The sequence below is a fragment of the Streptomyces sp. NPDC041205 genome (assembly GCF_055591765.1).
In genome coordinates this window covers 23,219-48,361 of record NZ_JBVIZH010000009.1, presented here as the reverse complement: position 1 = coordinate 48,361, position 25,143 = coordinate 23,219, and the positions used below count along the sequence as shown (strand labels likewise).

The window sequence follows — 25,143 nt, the reverse complement described above, 5'->3', positions numbered from 1 at the left end:
CCGCCCGGCCTCCCCGCGCCTCCCGACGGAACATTCCGGACCCGCCCGTTGCCGCCGCGAGGCGGATGCAAGGATGAGGCCGCCATGACTGGGGGCCGAAGCTGTCGCGCGGTACGGGCTGCGGTGTTCGCGGCCTCCTGCGTGCTGCTCGCGGCCACGGGCCACGCCCTGATGTCGTCGGCGCCGCTGCCCTGGTGGGCGCTGCCCGGCGCGGGCGGCGTGACGTTCGCGGGCGCCTGGCTCATCGCCGGGCGCGAACGCGGTGTCCTCGCCGTCACCTCCGCGTCCGTCGTGGCCCAGGCCGCGCTGCACACCTGGTTCTCACTGGCGCAGGCCATGGCGCAGTCCTCGGCGGGCGGCGGCGCGTCGATCGCCCAGCAGTGGGCGCGCCATCTGCTGTGCGGAGCGGGCGGTACGGGGATGCTGCCGGAGGCGGACGCGGTACGCGCCGTCACCGACGCGGGCCTCGCCGACCGGCTGCACGGGCCGCCGCCGGGGCACGCCCGGCACTCCATGGGCATGCAGGAGACCGTCGACGCGGGGACCGCGGGGGCGTCCGGCGCGGGCAGCGCCCACGCCTCCATGGGGCACGGCATGTCCGGCACGCACGACCCGTCGGGCGGCATCTCGGGATCAGGCTCGGGCTCGGGTTCCGGCATGGCCGATCTGGCCGATATGACGGGTATGCCTGGCATGTCAGGCATGCACTCCGGGCACGACATGGGCGGCATGTCCCCGTCGGGCATGCTCGCCGCCCACCTCCTGGCCGCACTCCTGTGCGGACTGTGGCTCGCGTACGGCGAGCGCGCCGCGTTCCGCGTCGGCCGCGCCGTCGCGGGCTGGCTCGTCGCCCCACTGCGGCTCGCCCTGCGCCTGCCGCAACCCCCGCACCGGCCGCGACTGCGCCCGCGCCGCGACTTCGGCGCCCGGCGTGCGCGGCGTCTGCTGCTCGTCCACGCCATCACGTCCAGGGGTCCGCCCCTCGGGATCGCTGTCGTCTGACAGCTGGTTTCCCCCGACCCGCCACGGCATCGCACGGCGCTCGCACGGCATCCGCCCGGCACGGTACGGCTTCGTCCCGCACATCAGGCTCGGCGCCCCACGGCTCCGCGTCCGTGCCGCCGTACCCCGCCGACGGGCCGCGTACCGTCCGCGCGCGTCCCGCCACGTCACGCCGCACCGCGGCACGTCGTGGCGCGCACGCCCCGAGCAGGTCGGGCACCGGCCCGCGCCGCCTTCACGGCGCCGGGTCGTACGACACCTCACCGGCCCCGCCCCGCGCGGCCGGATCCCGAAATCCCGGACTCCTAAAGGACTTCAGGCGATGACTCCTGCCCTGACGGCACCCCCTGCCCACACCGCGACACCGGCACCGGCCCACACATCAGCACCGGCACTGACAGCACGGGAATCCGCACCGGCACCGGCGGCGCGGAAATCCGCACCCGCACCCGCGCCCTCCCCTTGTCCCGGCCCAGCCGCTCCCACCCGTACCCGCACCCGCCGCACCGACGCCGCCGACGAACCCGTCACGCGGCTCGCCCTCGCCGCGCGCGACGGTGACCCCGAGGCCGTAGAGCGTTTCGTGCGCGCCCTGCACCGGGACGTCCTGCGCTACGTGGCGCACCTGAGCGCCGACCCGCAGGCCGCCGACGACCTCGCGCAGGACACGTTCCTGCGGGCGCTCGGCAGCCTGCACCGGTTCGAGGGACGCTCCTCCGCGCGCACCTGGCTGCTTTCGATCGCGCGGCGCACCGTCGTCGACAGCCTGCGGCACGCGGCCGCCCGTCCCCGGCTCTCGGACCGCGACGACTGGCAGGCCGCCGCCGAGCAGGCGCAGCCGCGCGGGCTGCCCGGGTTCGACGACGGCATCGCGCTCGCCGAACTGCTCGACGGCATACCGGCCGAGCGGCGCGAGGCGTTCGTCCTCACCCAGCTCCTCCAGCAGCCCTACGCGGAGGCGGCCGCCGCCATCGGCTGCCCCGTCGGCACGGTCCGCTCCCGGGTGGCCCGGGCGCGGGCCACGCTCATCGAGGCCCTCGCCGCGGCCTGACGGAAGAAACGGACCACGGAGGAACCGCACCGCTGAAGGGGGTCGCTGCCGCGCTCGCGGCGGCGGCCCCCTCCGTCTCCCGGCATCTCCCGGCGCCTCCCGCCGTCTCTCCCCCCGGCCCCGCAGGACCGGTCGCCCCTCACCGCGCCGCGAACTGTTAAATGAATATGACGGAGTTCACTGCCGTACCGGTTCCCACCCGTGTCACCATGCGCGGAGCCTCGGCAGCCGACTTCCGGGCGAACTCCAGGTGTTCTTCGGCGACGCACCCGAGTACGTAACGAAGAACATCCGAAGTTCGGTCCGTTATGAATGCGTCAAAGATTTCCCGACGGCCGCTCATGCGGAATTCGTGATTCGCCGAAGAGCGAGTACGAGCGGGTCGCGCGTGTCAAGTTCGGCCCGTCGGGCCCCCTTCACGCGGGCCCGACGGCCCCTCATCGGAGGGCCGACAGCCCAGTCCGTCCCGTTGACAGGACAGCCGCGAGCGCACCGGCGGCAGCGGTCTCGCGACCTGTCGCCAACTACCCCCGTAGTCTCCAGTTTCCGGTTCACCGTTTCCCGGCCGGAGGGTATGTTCGAGCTCGGCCAGAAAGCCGGAAATCCAGGAGCGGGCACGGCAGCAGCCCTCCTTTCCAGGTATGGAATGGAGAAGGATTCCCGGGGCCGATCCAGGCTTGTGCACAGTGAATTCGAGGTGAAGGGGGGATATGGCCGTGTCCGCGACCGCGCGATCGCGCCATGTCCCGCCTTCCGGCTCTTCCGGTTTCTTCGGTACCGGCCGCACACCAGGGCGGCTCACCACCGACCTCGTGCCGTGTCACCCGCGACTGCTCGGCCCACCGGCCGTCCGCGGCGGGGGACCGCAAGGCCGTTGAGTACGCGTCACCGTCCCGCCCCCGCGGCGGGCCTCCGTGCGTCCGGGGACAGCGTGCGGAGCGTTCTACCGACGGCCGTGACACCACGACACCGTGACACCGCGACAAACGGAGCGCCGAATTCCGGCTGCCTGACAGCCGCCAACCAGGGGGAGGAAAGACACCCATGACGCAGTGCCCCTATCACCAGCTGGGCCCGCTGCCGGACTTCTTCGAGCCGGGGGAGCCGGGCGCCGACGACGTCACGCAGATGATCACGCCGACCGGCGACAAGATGTGGCTCGTGCGCGACTACGCGCTCAGCCGTCTCGTCCTCGCGGACAAGCGGTTCAGCAGGACCGCCGCCGTGGCGCCGGGCGCGCCGATGTTCAACGACGCGCAGCCCGTGGCCGAGTCGATGATGAGCATGGACGGCGCCGAGCACGCCCGCCTGCGCAAGACCGTCATCGGCGCGTTCACCGCCCGCAAGATGGCCGCGATGGCCCCGGGCATCACCGAGGTGACGGACCGCTACCTGGACGCCCTCGAGGAGCGCGGCCCCGGCGCCGACCTCATGGAGGGCCTCGCCAACCCGCTGCCGCTCGACGTGCTGTGCCAGCTCCTCGGCATCCCGCTGACGGACAGCGCGAAGTTCCGCGACTGGGTCGAGGTGCTCTTCGACATCTCGGCCAGCTCCCCGCAGGAGAAGGGCCGCAAGCGCCTCGAACTCAGCGGCTACATGGCCGATCTGCTCGCCACCAAGCGCCGCGCGCCCGAGGACGACCTGCTCTCCTCGCTCATCCAGGCGCAGGACCGGGGCGAGCTGACCCCGGGCGAGCTGATCACCCTCGGCCTGACCCTCCTGATGGCGGGCTACGAGACGACGGTCGGCCAGATCGCCCTCTCCGCGCACGTGCTGCTCTCCGACCCGGCCGGCTACCGCGACCTGGTCGAGCACCCCGAGCGCGTGGACGCGGCGGTCGAGGAGCTGATGCGCCTCACCCCCACCACCCCCTTGAGCTTCTCGCGCGTGGCGACGGAGCCCGTGCAACTGGGCAGCGTCCAGGTGCAGGCGGGCGACGCCCTGATGGTGTCGCTCCTGAACGGCAACCGCGACGCCAAGGTCTACCCCGAGCCGGACCTCCTGGAGCCCGAGGGCCGCGACTCGGTCCATCTCACGTTCGGCCACGGCCTGCACCGCTGCCTCGGCGCCCCGCTCGGCCGGATCCAGCTGCAGATCGTCTTCCGCCGACTGGTCGAACGGTTCCCCGGACTGCGCTTCGCCGACGTCCCCGAGCCGGTGGTCTGGAAGGACGGCATGGGCACCCGCGGCCTCTCCCGGCTGCTCGTCGCCTGGTAGTCGGCTCCACCCGCCCCCGCGCGCCGCCCGCCCCCTGGTGGCGGCTCTCCCTAGAACACCGCTTGACCTTCAGTGAGGAATGGCATGTCTGTTGACAACACCCGCAGCGATGCAGGGCTTGCCGGGGAACCCATAGCCGTCGTCGGGATGTCCTGCCGCTTCCCCGGCGCCCACGATCCCGAGGCGTACTGGCGGCTGCTCGTGACCGGGCAGGACGCCGTCACCGACATGCCCGCGGAGCGCGCGGAGCTCGGCCTCGGCATCGAGCACGGCCCGGCGGGCAAGGGTGCCTTCCTCGACGGGATCGACCGCTTCGACCCGGGCTTCTTCAACATCCCGCCGCGCGAGGCGGCGATGATGGACCCGCAGCAGCGGCTCGTACTCGAACTGGGCTGGGAGGCCCTGGAGCAGGCCGGCGTCGTCCCCGCCGACCTCCAGGGCGGTGACACCGGCATCTTCCTCGGCGCGACCACCGGCGACTACGCCGACCTCGTGCACCGCGCCGCCGACGGCTCGAACGTCACCCACCACTCCTTCACCGGCCTCGACCGCAGCCTCATCGCCAACCGCGTCTCGTACGTGCTCGGCCTGCGCGGCCCGAGCCTGACCGTCGACGCGGGCCAGGCCTCCTCCCTGGTCGCCGTGCACATGGCCTGCCAGTCGCTGCGCAACGGCGAGTCCGAGGTCGCCCTCGCGGGCGGCGTCGAACTGCACCTGGCGCCCGAGAAGACCGCCCTGGCCCAGAAGTTCGGCGGCCTGTCCCCCGACGGCCGGTGCTACACCTTCGACTCCCGCGCCAACGGCTACGTACGCGGTGAGGGCGGCGCCGTCGTCGTCCTGAAGACGCTGCGGCGTGCCCTCGCCGACGGCGACCGCGTGCACGCCGTGCTGCGCGGCAGCGCCGTGAACAACGACGGCGGCGGCGCGGGCCTGACCGTGCCGCACGAGGACGCCCAGCGCGACCTGCTGCGCCGCGCCCACGAGCGGGCCGGGACCGCGCCCGCCGAGGTCGGCTACGTCGAACTGCACGGCACCGGCACCCCCGTGGGCGACCCCGTCGAGGCCGCCGCACTCGGCGCCGTGCTCGGCGCCGCCCGGCCCGCCGGGGAGCCGCTGCTCGTCGGCTCCGTGAAGACCAACATCGGACACCTGGGCGCCGCGGCCGGGATGGCCGGGCTCCTGAAGGTCGTCCTCTCCCTCACCCACGGCCAGCTCCCGCCGAGCCTCCACTACGCCTCGCCCAACCCCCACATCCCCATGGCCGAGCTGAACCTGCGGGTGCAGGACACGGTGGGCGACTGGCCGGGCGAGGGCGAGCGGCTCGCCGGTGTCTCGTCGTTCAGCGTCGGCGGGACCAACTGCCATGTCGTGGTGGCTTCGGCGCCCGAGGGCACGGAAGCTCCGGCGGGCGCCGGGGAGGTCTCGGGCGGTGCGGAGAGCGATGCGGCCGCAGCCGATGTGACGGATCGTCAGGAAGCGGTGGCCACGGGCTCCCCGTCCCTGCGCGGCGACACCCTCCCCTGGCTCGTCTCCGGCCGCACCACCGCCGCCGTGCGCGCCCAGGCCGAGCGGCTCCTCGCCCACCTGGAGGGCGGCACCGGGACCGCCGCGGACATCGGGCTCTCGCTCGCCACCACGCGTACCGCTTTCAAGCACCGCGCCGTCGTCCTCGGCTCCGGCCGTGAGGAGCTGACCGCCGAGCTGGCCGCGCTCGCCGAGGGCCGCCGCTCGGCCACGCGGATCAGCGGCACCGCCAAGCCGCGCGAGCGCGTCGTGTTCGTCTTCCCCGGCCAGGGCCCGCAGTGGACCGGCATGGCGGGCGACCTTCTCGACGCCTCGGACGTGTTCCGGGCCCGTATCGACGAGTGCGCGGCCGCGCTCGCGCCGCACATCGACTGGGACCTGGAGGCCGTGCTCCGCGACGCGCCCGGCGCGGCCTCGCTGGAGCGCGAGGACGTCGCCCAGCCCGCCCTGTTCGCAGTCATGGTGTCCCTCGCCGCCCTGTGGCAGTCGTTCGGCGTCGAGCCGGACGCCGTCGTCGGGCACAGCAACGGCGAGATCAGCGCCGCCGTGGTCTCCGGCGCCCTGTCCCTGGAGGACGGCGCGCGGGTGGTGGCGCTGTGGAGCAAGGCGATGCTGGCCGTCGTCGGCCAGGGCACGATGCTCTCGGTGCCGCTGCCGGTCGCCGAGGTCACGCCGCGCCTGTCCGCGTGGCGGGACCGCCTCTTCGTCTCCACCATCAACGGGCCGCGCCTGTTCACGCTGTCCGGTGACGTCGAGGCCATCGAGGCCCTGCAGGCCGAGCTGGTCGCCGAGGGCGTACAGGCCCGGCGCATCCAGATCGACCTGGCGCCGCACTGCGCGTGGATGGAGGTCCTGCGCGAGGAGATCCTCGGCCTCCTGGAGCCGATCCAGCCGCGCACGCCGACGCTGCCGATGTACTCGACCATCACCGGCGAGCGCGTGGCCGGGCCGGTGCTCGACGGCGCGTACTGGATGAGCAACCTCACCGGCACCGTGAACTTCGAGCGCACCGTCCGTGAACTCGCCCCCGAGACCGACGCGTTCGTCGAGATCACCCCGCACCCGGTGCTCGGCATGGCGCTGCAGCAGATCACGGAGGACGTCGGCTCGGACGCGGCGATCGTCGGCACGCTGCGCCGCGGCGAGGACGGCCGGCGCCGGTTCCTCACCTCGCTCGCGCAGCTCAACGCCAGTGGCGTGGACGTGGACTGGCGTCCGGCGTTCCCTGCGGACGCCTCGGTCGTGAAGCTGCCGACGTACGCGTTCCAGCGGCGCGGCTACTGGCTGGAGGGCCTCGCGGGCACCGCCCCTGCCGCTGACGCGACCGGCACCGCGGCCCCCGCGGCCGACGCCGTGCCCGCCACGTCGCAGGCCCCCGCCGCGGACGAGCCGCGCGCCGGCCTCGTACCGGCGACGGCCGCCCCGGCGCGGGCGGAGTACGACACCCCCGGCGCCCCCGGCACAGCCGACCCGGCCGACGCAGCCGACTTCGACGACGAGTCGGGGCTGCGCGGGCTGAGCCCGGAGGAGACCCTGGAGCGGGCGCTCGACCTGGTGCGCGCCGAGGCGGCCCTGGTGCTCGGCCACGACAGCGGCGCCGACGTCGACCCCGAGGGCGCGTTCATCGACCTCGGCTTCGAGTCGGTGACGGCCGTGGAGATGCGCAACCGCCTGGTCGAGGCGACCGGTCTGAAGCTCCCGGCCACGCTGCTCTTCAACCACCCGACGCCGCGGAACCTCGCCGCCCGCATCGCCGAGGAGATCCTCGGCACGAAGACCGCGCCGAAGGCGAGCGGACGCAAGGCGGCCGCGCGGGGCGGCGCCGCGGACGACCCGATCGTGATCGTCTCCATGGCCTGCCGCTTCCCCGGCGACGTGACGTCGCCCGAGGACCTGTGGCAGCTCGTCCTCGACGGCCGCGACGCCATCTCGCCGTTCCCCGAGAACCGCGGCTGGCCGCTGGACGCCCTGTTCGACGACGACCCGGACCGCGCGGGCCGCTCCTACGCCCGCGAGGGCGGCTTCCTGCACGACGCGGACCTGTTCGACGCGGAGTTCTTCGGCATCAGCCCGCGCGAGGCCCTCGGTCTCGACCCGCAGCAGCGGCTGATCCTGGAGACGGTGTGGGAGACCGTCGAGCGAAGCGGAATTGACCCCTCCGTGCTGCGCGGCAGCGGCACCGGCGTGTACGTCGGCGCCATCAAGCAGGACTACGGCCCCCGCCTCGACGCCGCCGACGAGACCGCGAGCGGCTATCTGATCACCGGCAACTTCACCAGCGTGGTCTCCGGCCGCGCCTCGTACACCTTCGGCCTGCAGGGCCCCGCCGTCACCGTCGACACCGCGTGCTCCTCCTCGCTCGTGGCCGTGCACATGGCCGCGCAGGCGCTGCGCGACGGCGAGTGCGACCTCGCGTTCGCGGGCGGCGTCACCGTGATGTCGAGCCCCGGCCTGTTCATGGAGTTCAGCCGCCAGCGCGGCCTGTCCCCCGACGGGCGCTGCAAGGCGTTCGCCGACTCCGCCGACGGCACCGGCTGGGCCGAGGGCGCGGGCATGCTGATGCTGGAGCGCCTCTCCGACGCGCGCCGAGGCGGCCACGAGGTCCTCGCCGTCGTGCGCGGCTCCGCGCTCAACCAGGACGGCGCGAGCAACGGCATCGCCGCCCCCAACGGCCCCTCCCAGGAGCGGGTCATCCTCGACGCGCTCGCCGGGGCGGACCTGACCGTCGCCGACGTGGACGCCGTCGAGGCGCACGGCACCGGCACCAAGCTGGGCGACCCGATCGAGGCCCAGGCACTGCTCGCGACGTACGGGCAGCGCGACGGCGCCGTGGAGCCGCTGTACCTGGGCTCGCTGAAGTCCAACGTCGGCCACGCACAGGCCGCGGCGGGCGTCGGCGGTCTGATCAAGATGGTGATGGCGATGCGCCACGGCGTCCTGCCGCGCACGCTGCACGTCGACACGCCCAGCAGCCACGTCGACTGGACCGCCGGCGCCGTGACGCTCCTGACCGAGGCGCGCCCCTGGCCCGAGACCGGCCGCGCCCGCCGCGCGGGCATCTCCTCGTTCGGCATCAGCGGCACCAACGCCCACGTCATCGTGGAGCAGGCGCCCGCCGTCGAGCCCGCGCCGCGCGCCGTCGGGCCCGCGCCGGTCCCGGCCACGCCGTGGCTGCTGTCCGGCCGCACCGAGGACGCGCTGCGTGACCAGGCGGCCCGGCTGCGGGACTTCGTCGCCGAGCACCCCGAGCGTGAACTCGCCGACATCGGCCTGTCGTTGATGTCCGCGCGCACCCTGTTCGCGCACACGGCGGCCGTCGTCGCCGAGGACCGCGACGGCTTCGTCCGCGGCCTGACCGCGCTCGCCGCGGGCGAGTCGGCCGCCGAGGTCCTCGCGGGCCCGCCCGCCGTCCCCACGAAGGCGGTCACCGGCCGCTCCACCAAGGGCGGGACGGCGTTCCTGTTCACCGGGCAGGGCAGCCAGCGCCTCGGCATGGGGCGGGAGCTGTACGAGAACTGCCCGGCGTTCGCCGTCGCCCTCGACACGGTGTGCGCGCACCTCGACCCGCATCTGCCGCACGCGGTGAAGGACGTGATGTTCGCCGCCGAGGGCAGCGACGAGGCCGCGCTGCTCGGCCAGACGCTGTACACGCAGGCGGCGCTGTTCACCGTCGAGGTCGCGCTGTTCCGCCTCATGGAGCACAGCGGCCTCTCCCCCGACTACCTCATCGGCCACTCCGTCGGGGAGCTGGCCGCCGCCCACGTCTCGGGCGTGCTCGGTCTCGCGGACGCCTGCGCCCTTGTCGCGGCCCGCGGCCGGCTGATGCAGGCCGCGCCGGGCGGGGGCGCGATGGTCGCCGTCGAGGCCACCGAGGAGGAGGTCCGCGAGGCCCTGCCCGCGTACGCGGGACGCCTGGACGTCGCCGCGATCAACGGCCCGCTCGCCGCCGTCGTGACCGGCGACGAGGACGCCGCGCTCGAACTGGCCGCCGCCTTCAAGGAGCAGGGTCGCCGCACCTCGCGCCTGAAGGTCAGCCACGCCTTCCACTCGCACCACATGGACGGCGTCCTCGACGAGTTCCGCGCGGTCGCCGCCGGTCTGACGTACTCCGCCCCGCGCATCCCCGTCGTCTCCAACCTCACCGGCGCCCTCGCCACCCCCGAGGAGCTGGCCTCGCCCGACTACTGGACGAGCCACCTGCGCGGCACCGTCCGCTTCCAGGACGGCGTGCGCGTCCTGCGCGACGCGGGCGTCACCGCGTACGTGGAACTCGGCCCGGACGCCGTGCTCGCCGCCATGGTCCGCAACTGCCTGGGCGAGGAGCAGGCGGAGGCGGCGGCACCCGTCGCGGTCCTCCGCAAGGGCAGGGCCGAGTCCCTGACCGTCGCCGCCGCGCTCGGCCACGCGGCGCTGCGCGGCGCCGCGCCCGACACCGCGCGCCTCTTCCCCGGCGCCCTGCGCACCGACCTGCCCACGTACGCCTTCCAGCGCGAGCGCTACTGGCTCGACGCGCCCGCCGCCGCGGCCGACGCCACCGGCCTCGGCATCTCCCCCGCCGACCACCCGCTGCTCGGCGGCATGACGAGCCTCGCCGAGGGCGACGGCCTGCTCCTGACCGGACGGCTCTCGCTGCGCGGCCACCCGTGGCTCGCCGACCACGTCATCGCCGGTGCCGCGCTGCTCCCGGGCACCGCGATGGTCGAGCTGGCCGTGGCCGCGGGCGACCGTCTGGGCTGCGACCGGCTGCGCGAGGTCGTCCTGGAGGAGCCGCTGATCGTGCCCGTGGACGGGGCGGTCCGCGTCCAGGTGACCGTCGGCGCGACCGACGGCGCCGGTCAGCGTCCGGTGGCCGTCTACTCCCGCCAGGAGAGCGCGGGCCAGGGCGAGCCGTGGGACGAGGGCGGCTGGACGCGGCACGCGTCGGGCGTCCTCGCGGTGGACGGCGACGCGCCGTCGGCCATCGGCGAGGTCTGGCCGCCGCGGGGCGCGACGCCGATCGACGTCGACGGGGTGTACGACCGCCTGAACGATCTCGGCTACACCTACGGCCCGGCCTTCCAGGGTCTCGTCGGCGCCTGGCAGGCGGGCGAGGACCGGTACGCGGAGGTGGCGCTGCCCGCCGACCTGCACGCCGAGGCCGCCGGGTACGGCGTCCACCCGGCGCTCCTGGACGCGGCCCTGCACGCGCTGCTGCTCGCCGGGCCCGAGGGCGGCCTGAGCGACGAACTGCGGCTTCCGTTCTCCTTCGACGGCGTCACGCTGCACGCCGCGGGCGCCACGGCGCTGCGGGTGCGGCTGACCCCGGCGGGGCGTGACGGCGCCACCCTGACCGCCGTCACACCCGGCGGCGAGCCGGTGCTCACCGTCGGCTCGGTGGTCCTGCGGGCGCTGCCCGCCGACCGGCTCGCGCAGCGGGCGGGCGCGCACCACGACGGGCTCTACCGTTTCGGCTGGAAGCCGGTGCGACAGGCTCCCGCCGCGGTGGAGGCCGACGCCGTTGCCGCGGCGGGCCGTTGGGCCGTGCTCGGCGCCGACCCGCTCGGCCTCGCGGCGGCGCTGACCGCCGCCGGTGTGATCGCCGAGGGCTACGCGGACGCCGCCGCCCTGGACGCCGTGCTCGGCGCGGGCGCCCCGGACGTGGTCGTCCTGACCCGCCCCGAGCCCGGCGCCGCGGGCACCTCCGGAGCCGTCGCCGACGCCGCGCACACCGCGGCCGCCGACGCCCTGGACGCCGTCCGGCGCTGCCTGACCGACGAGCGCCTGGCGCCGAGCCGACTCCTTCTGCTCTCCCAGGGCGCGGTGGCCGCGGGCGCCGACGAGGCGGTGCGGGACCTGCCCGGCGCCGCCGCGTGGGGGCTCGTGCGCACCGCGCGCAGCGAACACCCGGGGCGCTTCGCCCTGTTGGACGTGGCGGGCACCTACGCCGATGCCCACACCGACGCCCAGATCCACGCCGACACCGACACCGACGCCCACGCCACGCTGCCCGCGCAGGCCGTCGCCGCCGCCCTGGCCGTCGTAGCCGACGGGGGCGAACTGGCGCTCCGCGCAGGGGAATTGCACGAGCCCACCCTGGAGCGCACCCCGGCCAACCCGGCCACTCCGGCCACCCCGGCCGACAGCACCACGGGCCGGACGGCCCCCGCCCTCGACCCCACCGGCACCGTCCTCGACCCCGAGGGCACCGTCCTCATCACCGGCGGCACCGGCGCCCTCGGCCGGCTCTTCGCCGAGCACCTCGTCACCCGGCACGGCGTCCGCCGTCTGCTCCTGACCAGCCGCCGCGGCCCGGCCGCCGAGGGCGTCGGTGAACTCACCGCGTTCCTGGAGGGCCTGGGCGCCGAGGTCACCGTCGCGGCCTGCGACGTGGCCGACCGCGCCGCGCTCGCGGAGCTGCTCTCCGGCGTACCCGCGGAAGCCCCGCTGACCGCCGTCGTCCACACCGCGGGCGTGCTGGCCGACGCCACCCTGCAGAACCTCACGGACGCCGACCTGGACGCGGTCCTCAGGCCGAAGGCGGACGCCGCCTGGAACCTGCACGAGCTGACCGCCGACGCGCCGCTCGCGGCCTTCGTGCTGTTCTCCTCGATCGCGGGCCTCATCGGCAACGCGGGCCAGGCCAACTACGCGGCGGCCAACGTCTTCCTCGACACCCTGGCCCGGCACCGCCGCGACCGGGGCCTGCCCGCCACCTCGCTGGCCTGGGGCCTGTGGGGCACCGACGGCATGGCGGGGACGCTGTCCGAGGGCGACCTGGCGCGCTGGCGGCGCAGCGGGCTCGCCCCGATCACGGCCGCGCGCGGCGCGGAGATCTTCGACGCGGCCCTCACGACCACCGACTCGGTGTTCCTCGCGGCCGAGCTGGACCTGGCCGCGCTGCGCGACGCGGACGCCTCCCAGTCCGCGCCCGCGCTCCTGCGCGGCCTGGTGCGCACCGCGCGCCGCCGCACGGTGGCCAAGGCCGCGGCGGCCGGTGCGGACGCGTCCACGTGGGCGCGTACGACGGCGGCGCTGCCCGAGGGCGAGCGGCGGCGCGCGGTCACGGACCTGGTCCGCTCGACCGTGGCGGCCGTGCTCGGGCTCGCGGGCCCCGCGGCCGTCGCCGACGCCGTGGCGTTCAAGGACCTCGGCATGGACTCGCTGACGGCCCTCGAACTGCGCGGGCGGCTCGGTGCCGCCTCCGGTGTGGCGCTCTCGACCACGCTGGTCTTCGACCACCCCTCGCCGGGCGCGCTCGTCGACCACCTCCTCGCGCAGGTCGCCGAGGTCGCCGGTGACGAGCGGCCCGAGGAGGCCGCGAAGGCGGTCCCCGCGCGCGCCTCGGCCGCGCAGGACGACCCCGTCGTCATCGTCGGCATGGCCTGCCGCTACCCGGGCGACACCCGCTCCCCCGAGGACCTGTGGAACCTGGTGGCGTCCGGCACCGACGCGATCGGCCCGTTCCCGGAGAACCGCGGCTGGGACGTGGAGGACCTGTACGACCCCGACCCGGACCGGCACGGCAAGTCCTACACGCGCCACGGCGGGTTCCTGTACGACGCCGACCAGTTCGACGCCGAGTTCTTCGGTCTGAGCACCCGTGAGAGCGTCCGTCTCGACCCGCAGCAGCGGCTGCTCCTGGAGACCAGCTGGGAGGCCGTGGAGAGCGCGGGCATCGCCCCGACGTCCCTGCACGGCACCCGCACCGGCGTGTTCAGCGGCGTGATGTACAGCGACTACACCTCGCGTCTGCACACCGCGCCCGACGACGTGGAGGCGAACCGCTTCATCGGCAACTCGCCGAGCGTGGCCTCCGGCCGCGTGTCGTACACGTTCGGCCTGCAGGGCCCGGCGGTCACCGTCGACACGGCCTGCTCCTCGTCGCTGGTGTCGCTGCACCTGGCGGCGCAGGCGCTGCGCGGCGGCGAGTGCGACCTGGCGCTCGCGGGCGGTGTCGCGATCATGTCGTCGCCCAGCACGTTCCAGGAGTTCAGCCGCCAGCGCGGCCTCTCCGTGGACGGGCGCTGCAAGTCGTTCTCGGAGTCCGCGGACGGGCTCGGCTGGAGCGAGGGCGTGGGCGTGCTGCTCCTGGAGCGGCTCTCCGACGCGCGCCGCAACGGCCACGAGGTCCTCGCGGTCGTGCGCGGCTCGGCGGTCAACCAGGACGGCGCGAGCAACGGCATCACCGCCCCGCACGGCCCCTCGCAGGAGCGGGTCATCAGGGACGCGCTGGCCTTCGCGGGCCTGGCCGCCGCCGACGTCGACGCCGTCGAGGCGCACGGCACCGGCACCAAGCTGGGCGACCCGATCGAGGCGCGGGCCGTGCTCGCCACCTACGGTCAGGGCCGCGACGCCGACAAGCCGCTGTACCTGGGCTCGCTGAAGTCCAACATCGGGCACGCGCAGGCGGCTTCGGGCGTCGGCGGCGTCATCAAGATGATCATGGCGATGCGGCACGGCGTGCTGCCCCGCACCCTGCACGTCGACCGGCCGACGACCCACGTCGACTGGACCTCGGGCGCGGTGTCGCTGCTCACCGAGGAGCGGCCGTGGCCCGAGACCGGCCGCGCCCGCCGCGCCAGCGTCTCCTCGTTCGGCGTCAGCGGTACGAACGCGCACGTGATCCTGGAGCAGCCGGTCCCCGACACCGAGGCCGCCGCGGCCGAAGGGGCACCGGTCCCGGCGCCCGCCGTGGTGCCGTGGACGGTGTCGGCGAAGAGCCCGGCGGCGCTGCGCGCGCAGGCCGAGCGGCTGCGGGCGCACGTCGCCGGGCGGCCCGGGCTCGCGCCGGTCGACGTGGCCGCGTCGCTGGTGCGCGGCCGTGCGGCCCTGGAGCACCGGGCCGTGGTGGTCGCGGGCGGCAGGGACGAGCTGCTGGCCGGTCTTGAGGCCGTCGCCCGGGGCGAGCAGTCGCCGCTGACGGTCGTGGGCAAGGCCCGGCAGGCCGGTGACGCGGTCTTCGTCTTCCCCGGCGAGGACGCGCACTGGGCGGGCGCGGCCCGTGAGTTGATGGAGTCCGAGCCGGTCTTCGCGGACCGGATGCGGGAGTGCGGGGACGCGCTCGCCCCGTTCGTCGACTGGGACTTCGCCACCGAACTGGCGGGCAGCCCGGACCGCGTCGACATCACGCAGCCCCTGTCGTGGGCCGTGATGGTGTCGCTCGCGGAGCTGTGGCGCGCGCACGGCGTCGAGCCGGCCGCGGTCGTCGGCCACGGCCACGGCGAACTGGCGGCCGTCGCCGTCACCGGCGGGCTGTCCCTGACGGACGCCGCCCGGGTCGTCGCGGTCCGCTCCAAGCTGATCGCCGAGCACCTCGCGGGCCGCGGCGGCGCGGTCGCCGTGGGCCTGCCGCGGGCCGCGGCCGAGGCCCGGATCACCGGCTCCGCGGGGCGGATCGCCGTCGCGGCCGTCGACAGCCCCTCGTCCACGGTCGTCGCGGGTGAGCCCGCGGCCCTGGAGATGCTGCTCGCGGCCTGCGCGACGGAGCGGATCACGGCCCGCCGCGTCGACGCCGGGCACGCCGCGCACACGGCGGCCGCGGACGCGGCAGCGGCCGAACTGCCCGGTCTGCTCGACGGGATCACCCCGCGCTCCTCGCAGGTGCCGTTCTACTCGACGGTGGACAGCGAGGCCGTGGACACCGCGCGCCTCGACGCCGGGTACTGGGCGCGCGGGCTGCGCTCGCCGGTGGAGTTCCACCGCGCGGTGAGCAGCCTGGTGGGCCTCGGCTACCGCACGTTCGTCGAGACCGGCGGGCACCCCGTCCTGACGTCGGCGGTCGTGGAGACCGCGCGCCGCGCGGGCGTCCGGGACGCGGCGGCCGTCGGTACGCTGCACCGCGGCGACGGCAGCCTCGCCCGGTTCGCGCTCGCACTCGGCGAGGCGCACGCGCAGGGCGTCACCGTGGAGTGGGGCGACCTGCTGCGCGGCGGCCGTACGGTGGCGCTGCCCACGTACGCGTACCAGCGCGAGAGCTACTGGCTGACCGCCTCGAGCAGCGCGCCCGCGCAGAACTCCACCGGGCACCCGCTGCTGAGCCAGGCCGTCGAACTGGCCGGTGGCCAAGGCTGGTTGTTCACGGGTGAGATCGACCCGGAGGTGCACCACTGGCTGGCCGACCACACCTTGATGGGCCAGCCGCTGCTCCCGGGCGCGGCCGTCGCCGAACTCGCCCTGTACGCGGGACGCAAGTCCGGCGCGGAGCGCGTCAGCGACATCGCCCTCGAGCGGCCACTGCTGCTGTCCGAGCCGATGGGCCTGCAGCTGATGGTGGGCCCGGCCGACGCGGACGGATCGCGCGCCTTCACCTTGTACTCCCGGCCCGAGGCCGCGGCGAAGGACGACTGGAAGCGGTACGCGGCCGGTGTCCTGGAGGTCGCCGAGCCCACCGCCGACCCGGAGGGCTCCGCCGCCCTGGCCCTGTGGCCGCCGCTGAACGCGGTGCCGGTGCCCATCGACGGCCTCTACTCCGAACTCGCCAAGATCGGGTACGAGTACGGGCCCTCCTTCCAGGGGCTGCGCGCCGTCTGGCGCCGGGGCGCCGACGTCTACGCCGAGGTGGAGCTGCCCGCGGAGGCGCACACGCACGGCCGCGGCTTCCAACTGCACCCGGCCGCGCTCGACTCCGCGCTGCAGACCCTGGTCAGCGGCACGAGCGGCGAGGGCACCCGGCTCGTGGTGCCGTTCGCCTGGAGCGGCCTGACCCTCTACACGCCCGGCGCGACCGCGCTGCGCGTCCGCATCCGGCAACACGAAAGGGACTCCTGCTCCGTGCACATCGCCGACGAAACCGGTACGCCGGTTCTCGACGCCGAAACCCTCGCGGTGCGCGAGCTTCCGGCGGAGACGCTCGCTTCGGCCGCATCGGCCGCATCGGCCGACGGGGCGGCGCTGTTCGCCCTGGACTGGGCCGAGCCGCAGACGCCGGGGGCGACCCCGGAGGGCACCTGGGCGGTCGTGGGTCACGACCGCTCCCACCTGACGGGCGTGGTCCGGGCCGCGGGGGTGTCGGTGGACGCCTACCCCGACCTGGCCGGACTGCGCCGGGCGCTCGACGACGGGGCAGCGGTGCCGACCGTCGTCGTCGCCACCGGACTTGGCGGATCCGCCGCACCCAGCGGATCCCCCATCAGCGAGCCCGCCACCACCGGGCCCGCCACGGCCGGTGGGTCCACCGAACCCGGTGGACCCACCGAGGGGCCTGCCGCCGCCACCCGCGCGGCCCTCGCCCTGGCCCAGGACTGGCTCGCCGACACCCGTCTGACCGGATCCCGGCTCGCCGTGGTGACGGAGCGGGCGGTCGCGGTCGGCGCCGACGAGAGCGTCGACCTGACCGGGGCCCCGGTGTGGGGCCTGCTGCGCTCGGCGCAGACGGAGAACCCGGGCCGCTTCACCCTCATCGACACCGACGGGCGCCCCGAGTCCGCGCCCGGCGTGGTCCAGGCCGCGGCCAGCGACGACCCCCAACTGGCGCTGCGCGCCGGGCGGATGACGGTGCCGCTGCTGCACAAGCACGAGCCGCGCACCCCCGGTGAGCGGGCCGGGCTTGGCCAGGCCGCCACCCCGGTCTTCGACGGCACGAGCCACGTCCTGATCACCGGCGGCCTCGGCACCCTGGGCCGCCTGCTCGCCCGGCATCTCGTCACGGAGCACGGCGTACGCCGACTGCTGCTGACCGGCCGCCGCGGCATGAGCACCCCGGACGCCGAGGAGTTCGTGGCCTCCCTGCGGGCCACCGGCACCGAGGTGCGGGTCGCGGCCTGCGACACGGCCGACCGGGCCGCGCTCGCGGGGGTGCTCGGCGCGGTCCCGGCCGAGCACCCGCTGACCGGTGTGGTGCACGCGGCCGGTGTCCTCGACGACGCCGTCGTCGGCTCCCTCACCCCGGAGCGCCTGGACACGGTCCTGCGGCCCAAGGCCGTGGGCGCCGCGCTCCTGGACGAGCTGACGCGCGATCTGGACCTGACGGCGTTCGTGCTGTTCTCGTCGTTCGCGGGCACGCTCGGCACCCCGGGCCAGGCCAACTACGCGGCGGCCAACGCCTATCTGGACGGCCTCGCGCAGCGGCGCCGCGCCGAGGGGCGGCCCGCGCTGTCCGTGGCGTGGGGCCTGTGGGCGGACGAGTCCACGATGACGGGCGGCCTCAGCGAGGCCGACCTGCTGCGGCTGCAGCGCTCCGGCATCGGGACGCTGTCCGCCGAGGACGGGCTCGCCCTGTTCGACGCGGCGCTCGACGACGGCGCTCCGGTCCTCGCGGCCTTCGTGCTCGACCCGCGCGCCCTGGACAAGGCGACCGCCCCCGCGCTCCTCAAGGGCCTGGCCCCGCACCGCGCGGCGGCCGTGGCTCCCCCGAAGGACACGGCGGCGGAGCTGCGCGAGAAGCTGGGCCGGGCGCCCGAGCGCGAGCACCGGCACATCGTGCTGCAGCTCATCCGCGCCGAGGTCGCCGCGGTCCTCGGCCAGGAGCCGGGGCAGGTCTCGGCGGGCCGGCGCTTCCAGGACCTCGGCTTCACCTCGCTGACCGCGGTGGAGCTGCGCAACCGGCTGATCGCCGCGACCGGCATCAAGCTGCCGCCGACCCTGGTCTTCGACCACCCGACCCCCGGTTCCCTCGCGCAGTGGCTGCTCGGCGCGCTCGCTCCCGAGCCCGTCGAGGAGTCCGCGGCGCACGGCGAAGCCGGTCCGCACGACCCGCAGAACGCCTTGATCGGCACCGACTTGTCCGAGAGCGAAAGCCTCCTGGACGACATGAACACCGACGACTTGATCCGCCTGGCTCTAGGCGACAGCGAGTCCTGACACAGCCCCAGCAGGGAACTATGGAGAGAGACACGATGGCGTCCACATCACCCCAGCAAGTCGTCGACGCGTTGCGGGCCGCGCTGAAGGAGAACGAGCGGCTGAAGGCCGCGAACGCCCGCGCCAAGGAGCGCGACGAGGAACCGATAGCGATCGTCGGCATGGGCTGCCGCTTCCCCGGCGGCGTCAGCTCGCCGCAGGACCTGTGGCAGCTGGTCACCGACGAGGTCGACGCGGTCGGGGCCTTCCCCACCGACCGCGGCTGGGACCTGTCCAACCTGTTCGACCCGGACCCCGACCACGCCGGCACCTCCTACGTCGAGCAGGGCGGATTCCTCTACGACGCCGCCCAGTTCGACCCCGAGTTCTTCGGCATCTCCCCGCGTGAGGCGCACGCGATCGACCCCCAGCAGCGGCTCCTCCTGGAGACCGCCTGGGAGGCCTTCGAGCGCGCGGGCATCGACCCGGCGACGCTGCGCGGCAGCCGCACCGGCGTGTTCGTCGGCACCATGTACGACGACTACGCGGCGCGCCTGTCCCCCGCCCCGGAGGAGTACGAGGCGTACCTGACCATCGGCAGCACCGGCAGCGTCGCCTCCGGCCGCGTGTCGTACACCTTCGGCCTGCAGGGCCCGGCGATCACCGTGGACACGGCGTGCTCGTCGTCCCTGGTGGCGCTGCACCTGGCCGTCAACTCGCTGCGCCGCGGCGAGTGCTCGCTGGCCCTCGCGGGCGGCGCGACGCTGATGGCGACCCCCAACTCCTTCGTGGAGTTCAGCCGTCAGCGCGGCCTGTCGAAGGACGGCCGCTGCAAGTCCTTCGCGGCGTCCGCCGACGGCACCGCCTGGGCGGAGGGCGCGGGCCTGCTGCTCGTCGAGCGCCTGTCCGACGCGCGCCGCCTCGGCCACCCCGTCCTCGCGGTGGTGCGCGGCTCGGCCGTCAACCAGGACGGCGCGAGCAACGGCCTGACCGCGCCCAACGGCCCGGCCCAGGAAGCCCTGATCAAGCAGGCGCTTGCCGGGACCGGCCTGAGCGGCGCCGACGTCGACCTCCTGGAGGCGCACGGCACGGGCACGCCGCTCGGCGACCCGCTGGAGGCCAACGCGCTGCTCGCCACGTACGGCGCGGCCCGCACCGCGGACAACCCGCTGTACCTCGGCTCCCTGAAGTCCAACATCGGGCACGCCCAGGCGGCCGCCGGTGTCGGTGGCCTCATCAAGCTGACGATGGCGCTGCAGCACGGCGTGATGCCCAAGACGCTGCACGTGGACGAGCCCAGCCCGAACGTCGACTGGTCCACCGGCACCCTGGAGCTGCTGACCGAGGCCAAGCCGTGGCCCCAGGTCGACCGGCCGCGCCGCGCCGCCGTGTCCTCCTTCGGCATCGGCGGCACCAACGCGCACGTCATCCTGGAGCAGGCCCCCGAGCCCGCCGAGCGGCCCGCCGAGGAGCCGGCCGCCAAGCCGCTGCCCGCCGTCCCGCACGTCCTTTCGGCCACGACCGAGGCCGCCCTGCGCGCCCAGGCCGACCGGCTGCACCAGCACCTGACGGCTGAGCCCTCCGTGACCGCCGAGGGCCTCGTGCCGCTCGGCCTGTCCCTGGCCACCGCGCGCGCCCACCTGGCGCACCGCGCCGTCCTGACGGCCGCCGACCGCGCGTCCCTGCTCACCCAGTTGCGCGCCCTGGCCGACGACACGGCGGGCGCCGAGGTCGTGCGCGGCAAGGCGGTCGAGGGCCGCACCGCGTTCCTCTTCGCCGGGCAGGGCTCGCAGCGCCCGGGCATGGGCAAGGAGCTGTACGCGACGTTCCCCGCGTACGCCGCGGCCTTCGACGCCGTGTGCGCCGTGGTCGACCCGCACCTGGCCAAGCCGCTGTCCGAGGTGGTCTTCGCCGCCGAGGGCACGCCCGAGGCCGAGCTCCTGAACCGCACCGAGTACACGCAGCCCGCGCTGTTCGCCGTCGAGGTGGCGCTGTTCCGGCTCTTCGAGTCGTGGGGCATCCGCCCGGACGCCGTGCTCGGCCACTCGGTCGGCGCGTTCGCGGCCGTGCACGCGGCCGGAGTGCTGTCCCTGGAGGACGCCGCCCAACTGGCCGTCACCCGCGGCCGCATCATGCAGCAGTTGCCCGCGGGCGGCGCCATGGTGGCGCTGCGCACCTCCGAGGAGGAGGCGGCGGGGCTCCTCGCCGGGTTCGAGGGCAAGGTGTCGCTCGCCGCCGTCAACGGCCCCGCCGCGACCGTGCTGTCCGGCGACAAGGAGGCGCTGGCCGCCGCCGTCAAGCCGTTCGAGGAGGCCGGTGGCAAGGCGACCTGGCTGAAGGTCAGCCACGCCTTCCACTCCCCGCTGATGGAGCCCGCGCTCGCCGAGTTCCGCGCGCTCGCCGCCCGCCTGGAGTTCCGCTTCCCGGAGCTGACGGTCGTCTCGGACCTCACCGGGCAGCCGGTGGAGCCCGACGAGCTGGCCGACCCCGACTACTGGGTGCGGCACATGCTCAGCGCCGTCCGCTTCCAGGACGGCGTGCACAGCCTCGCCGCCGACGGCTGCGTGCGGTTCCTGGAGATGGGCCCGTCCGGTGACCTCACCGCGATGGCCGCGGACTGCCTCGCCGAGCAGCGCACCGCGCGCTCCGCGCACGAGCTGATCCCCTCGCTGCGCCGCCGGCACGCGGAGACCGAGACGCTGCTCGCCGCGCTCGGCCGCACCCACACGAGCGGCGGCGACGTCGACTGGGCCGCGGTGTTCGCGGGCCACGGCGCGCACCGCGTCGAGTTGCCGACGTACGCCTTCCAGCACCGCCCGTACTGGCTCGACAAGCGCGTCGTCGCCGGTGACGTGCGCTCGGCCGGCCTGGTCGCTCTCGACCACCCGATGCTGACGGCCGTCGCCGAACTCCCTGAGCTCGACGGCCTGCTGCTCACCGGCCGCCTGTCCCTGGCCACGCACGCGTGGCTGGCCGACCACAAGGTCGGCGACCAGGTCCTGGTGCCGGGCACCGCCCTGCTCGACCTGGCCGCGCGCTCCGCCCGCGAGGCGGGTTACGACGTCGTGGAGGAGCTGCTCCTGGAGGCGCCGCTGATCGTCGCCGAGGACACCGAGGTGCAGCTGCGGGTGTTCCTCGCGGCCCCGGACGCCACCGGCAGCCGTGAGGTGACGATCCACTCGCGCCGCGAGGGGGAGGCCGATCTGGGCGGCTGGCTGCGCAACGCCAGCGGCTCCGTCGCCAAGGCCACCGACGAGGCGGCCCCCGCCGACCTCACGGTGTGGCCGCCGCGGGACGCCGATGAGCTGCCGGTCGCCCTGGACGACCTGTACGCCGACCTCACCGCGAAGGGCCTGTCGTACGGCCCGGTCTTCCGCGGCGTCAAGGCGATGTACAAGCGCGGCGACGAGGTGTTCGCCGAGGTGGCGCTGCCGGACGACAAGCAGCCCGGCACGGGCGGCTACGGCCTGCACCCGGCGCTGCTCGACGCGGCCCTGCACCCGTCGGCGGCCGGCGGCCTGACCGACACCTCGGGCGGCAAGACGCTGCTGCCCTACGCCTGGAACAACGCCCGCACCCTCGGCTCCGCCGACGCCGCGCTGCGCGTGCGGCTCGCCCCCGCCGGCCAGAACGCGATCTCCGTGGACGTCGCCGACGCCGCGGGCAAGCCGGTCGCGTCGATCGGCTCGCTGGCGCTGCGCCCGGCCGCGATGGCGTCCGCGAGCGACCGCGACGGCCTGTACGTGCCGTCGTGGGAGGCTCTTTCGGAGCTGCCCGCGTCCGGTGACACGGACCTGTGGGCGGTCATCGGCGACTTCGCGGACGAGGCGACGCACGGCGTCGTCCCGCGCCGCTTCGCCGACCAGGCGTCCCTGTCCAACGCCCTGGACGAGGGCGAGGAGGCCCCCGAGGTCATCCTGCTGCCCGTCGCGGCGGGCGCCGCCGACGAGACGCCGGACCCGGCGGCCGTCCGCGCGTCCCTGCGGCACGTCCTGACGACCGCTCAGCTCCTCCTCGCCGACGACCGTCTGTCGACGACCCGCCTGGTCGCGGTCACGCGCGGCGCGGTCGCCGTGGACGCCGAGCAGCCCACCGGACGGCTCGGCCAGCGCGCGGTGTGGGGTCTGCTGCGTTCGGCGGTCGCCGAGCACCCGGGCCGCTTCGCGCTCCTGGACGAGGACGGCACGGCCGGTTCGCGGGCGGCGCTCGCGGGCGCGGTCGCCGTCGCCGCCGACGAGCCGCAGCTCGCGCTGCGCGGCGGCACCGGCTACCGCCCGGCCCTGAGCACCACGGCCGCGGGCACCACGCTGCGCCCGCCGCTGAACGAGCCGAACTGGTACCTGGACTACGTCGCCAAGTCGTCGTTCGCGAACCTGTCCTTCGAGCCGTGGCCGGAGATCGCCGAGCCGCTCAAGGAGGGCCAGATCCGGCTGCGTCTGCGCGCCGCGGGTCTGAACTTCCGTGAGGCGCTGCTCGCGCTCGGCGTCATCCACGCCTCCGTCGACGCCAACGCGTCCGACAACGGCGGTGGCGGCGAGGGCGCGGGTGTCGTCGTCGAGGTCGGCCCCGGCGTCAGTGACCTCAAGCCCGGCGACCGGGTGATGGGCCTCATCAACGGCGTCGGCCCGAACACGGTGACGGACCACCGCCTGGTGTGCCGGATCCCCGACGGCTGGTCGTTCCGGCAGGCCGCCGCGGTCCCGGTGACGTATCTGACCGCGTACTACGGCCTGGTGGACCTCGCCCGGCTCGGCAAGGGCGAGTCGGTCCTCATCCACGCGGGCGCCGGCGGCGTCGGCACCGCGGCCATCCAGATCGCCAGGCACCTGGGCGCCACGGTCTACTCGACGGCGAGCCAGGGCAAGTGGGACGCGCTGCGTGCCGCGGGTGTCGCCGACGACCACATCGCCTCCTCCCGGACGCTCGACTTCGAGCAGTCCTTCCTGGGCGTCTCCGGCGGCAAGGGCGTCGACGTCGTCCTGAACTCCCTCGCGGGCGAGTTCGCCGACGCGTCGCTGCGGCTGCTTCCGCGCGGCGGCCGGTTCCTGGAGATGGGCAAGACCGACCGGCGCGACCCGGCCGAGGTGGCCGCGCGGCACGAGGGCGTCGACTACCGCGCCTACGACGTGCGCGAGCCCGGCCCCGACCGCATCCAGGGCATGCTCCTGGAACTCCTGGAGCTGTTCCAGCAGGGCGCGCTCAAGGCCCCGCCGATCTCGGTGTGGGACATCCGGCGCGCCCCCGAGGCCTTCCGGTACCTGAGCGAGGCCCGGCACATCGGCAAGGTCGTCCTGGCCCTGTCCGACCCGGACGAGCCGTACGACACCACCCGCGCCGCCCTCATCACCGGTGGCCTCGGCTGGCTCGGCCGCCTCGTCGCCAAGCACCTCGTGGCCGAGCACGGCGCGCGCAGCGTGGTCCTGATGGGCCGCGGCGCGCCGAAGGAGGAGGCGCAGCGCGACATCGACGAGCTGCGCGCGCAGGGCGTGGACGTGCGCGTGGTGGCGTGCGACGCGGCGGACCGGGACGCGCTCGCCGCGGCTCTGGACTCCCTCGCGGCGGACGGCGTGCACGTCGGCAGCGTCCTGCACGCGGCGGGCGTCCTGGACGACGGCATCCTCGCGGACCTCACCCCGGAGAGCCTGGACCGGTCGCTGCGCCCGAAGGTGGACGCGGCGCTGAACCTGCACGAGCTGACCGAGCACCTGGGTCTGGACGCGTTCGTGCTGTTCTCCTCGCTCGCGGGCACCATGGGCTCGCCCGCGCAGGGCGGTTACGCCGCGGGCAACTCCTTCCTCGACGGCCTCGTCGAGTACCGGCGTTCCATCGGCAAGCCCGGCGTGTCCATCGCGTGGGGCCTGTGGGAGGGCGTCGGCGGCATGGGCTCCGGCCTGACCGAGACCGACATCACCCGCATGAGCCGTATCGGCGTCGCGCCGCTGACGTCGGAGCGGGGTCTGGAACTGCTCGACGCGGCGGTCCGCAGGGACTCCGCGGTGGCCGTGGCCGCCGCGTGGCACCTGGAGGGTCTGCGCGACCAGCTCGCGAACGGCGGCACCATCCCGGCGCTCCTGAAGAACCTGGTCCCGGCCGCCGCCCGCAAGGCCGCCGCGGCCACCGCCGACGCCCCCGCCCAGAGCGCGGGCACCGGCGACCGGCTCCTGGACACGGTCCTGCAGGAGGTCGCGGCCGTCCTCGGCCACGCGTCCGCGGCGGTCGTCGACCCGCACGGTGCCTTCGACCAGATCGGCTTCGACTCGCTGACGGCGGTGGAGCTGCGCAACCGGCTCGGCGCCACCACCGGCGTGAAGCTGCCCGCCACCTTCATCTACGACTGGCCGACCCCGGCCGAGCTCGTGGAGCACCTGAAGGCGGAGCAGGGTTACGTAGAGGGAGCCGCGGGGGCCGACGAGGCCGAGAGCGCCGCCGCGAGCCCCGCGGACGCCGCCGGTGACCCGCAGGCGCTGCTCGACGAGATCACCAAGCTGGAGTCGGTGTTCGCCGAGGTCACCGGGGCTCAGCTCGGTGACGCGGTGCGCGACACCGTGACCGACCGTCTGAACGCCCTGCTCACCAAGCTCGGCTCCTGAGGA

At 75.0% G+C, this 25,143-nt stretch carries 5 protein-coding genes and 1 pseudogene; all 6 read left to right on the top strand.

Annotated features, from left to right (window positions below; all coding sequences use genetic code 11):
* Window positions 1-84 precede the first annotated feature (84 nt).
* The 6 genes and pseudogenes from ACZ6BG_RS31795 (at window position 85) to ACZ6BG_RS31770 (ending at window position 25,140) form a co-directional block, all read left to right on the top strand.
* Window positions 85-1,002: a hypothetical protein gene (locus tag ACZ6BG_RS31795; protein WP_469007710.1), complete on the top strand. Its 918-nt coding sequence runs from the start codon at window positions 85-87 to the stop codon at window positions 1,000-1,002.
* Between the two features lie 322 nt (window positions 1,003-1,324).
* The gene (locus ACZ6BG_RS31790) at window positions 1,325-2,053 is read left to right on the top strand and encodes a sigma-70 family RNA polymerase sigma factor (RefSeq protein ID WP_469007709.1); all 729 of its coding nucleotides are present in this window, start codon (window positions 1,325-1,327) and stop codon (window positions 2,051-2,053) included.
* Window positions 2,054-3,097: 1,044 nt separating this feature from the next.
* A complete protein-coding gene (locus tag ACZ6BG_RS31785; RefSeq protein ID WP_469007708.1) occupies window positions 3,098-4,270 on the top strand; it encodes a cytochrome P450 in 1,173 nt (390 codons plus the stop codon).
* Between the two features lie 84 nt (window positions 4,271-4,354).
* A complete protein-coding gene (locus ACZ6BG_RS31780; protein WP_469007707.1) occupies window positions 4,355-18,571 on the top strand; it encodes a type I polyketide synthase in 14,217 nt (4,738 codons plus the stop codon).
* A gap of 71 nt (window positions 18,572-18,642) precedes the next feature.
* A pseudogene (locus ACZ6BG_RS31775) lies at window positions 18,643-22,200 on the top strand (type I polyketide synthase); the annotation flags it as partial.
* Between the two features lie 60 nt (window positions 22,201-22,260).
* Window positions 22,261-25,140, top strand: coding sequence for an SDR family NAD(P)-dependent oxidoreductase (locus ACZ6BG_RS31770; RefSeq protein WP_469008160.1), 2,880 nt, complete (start codon window positions 22,261-22,263; stop codon window positions 25,138-25,140).
* Window positions 25,141-25,143: the final 3 nt, after the last annotated feature.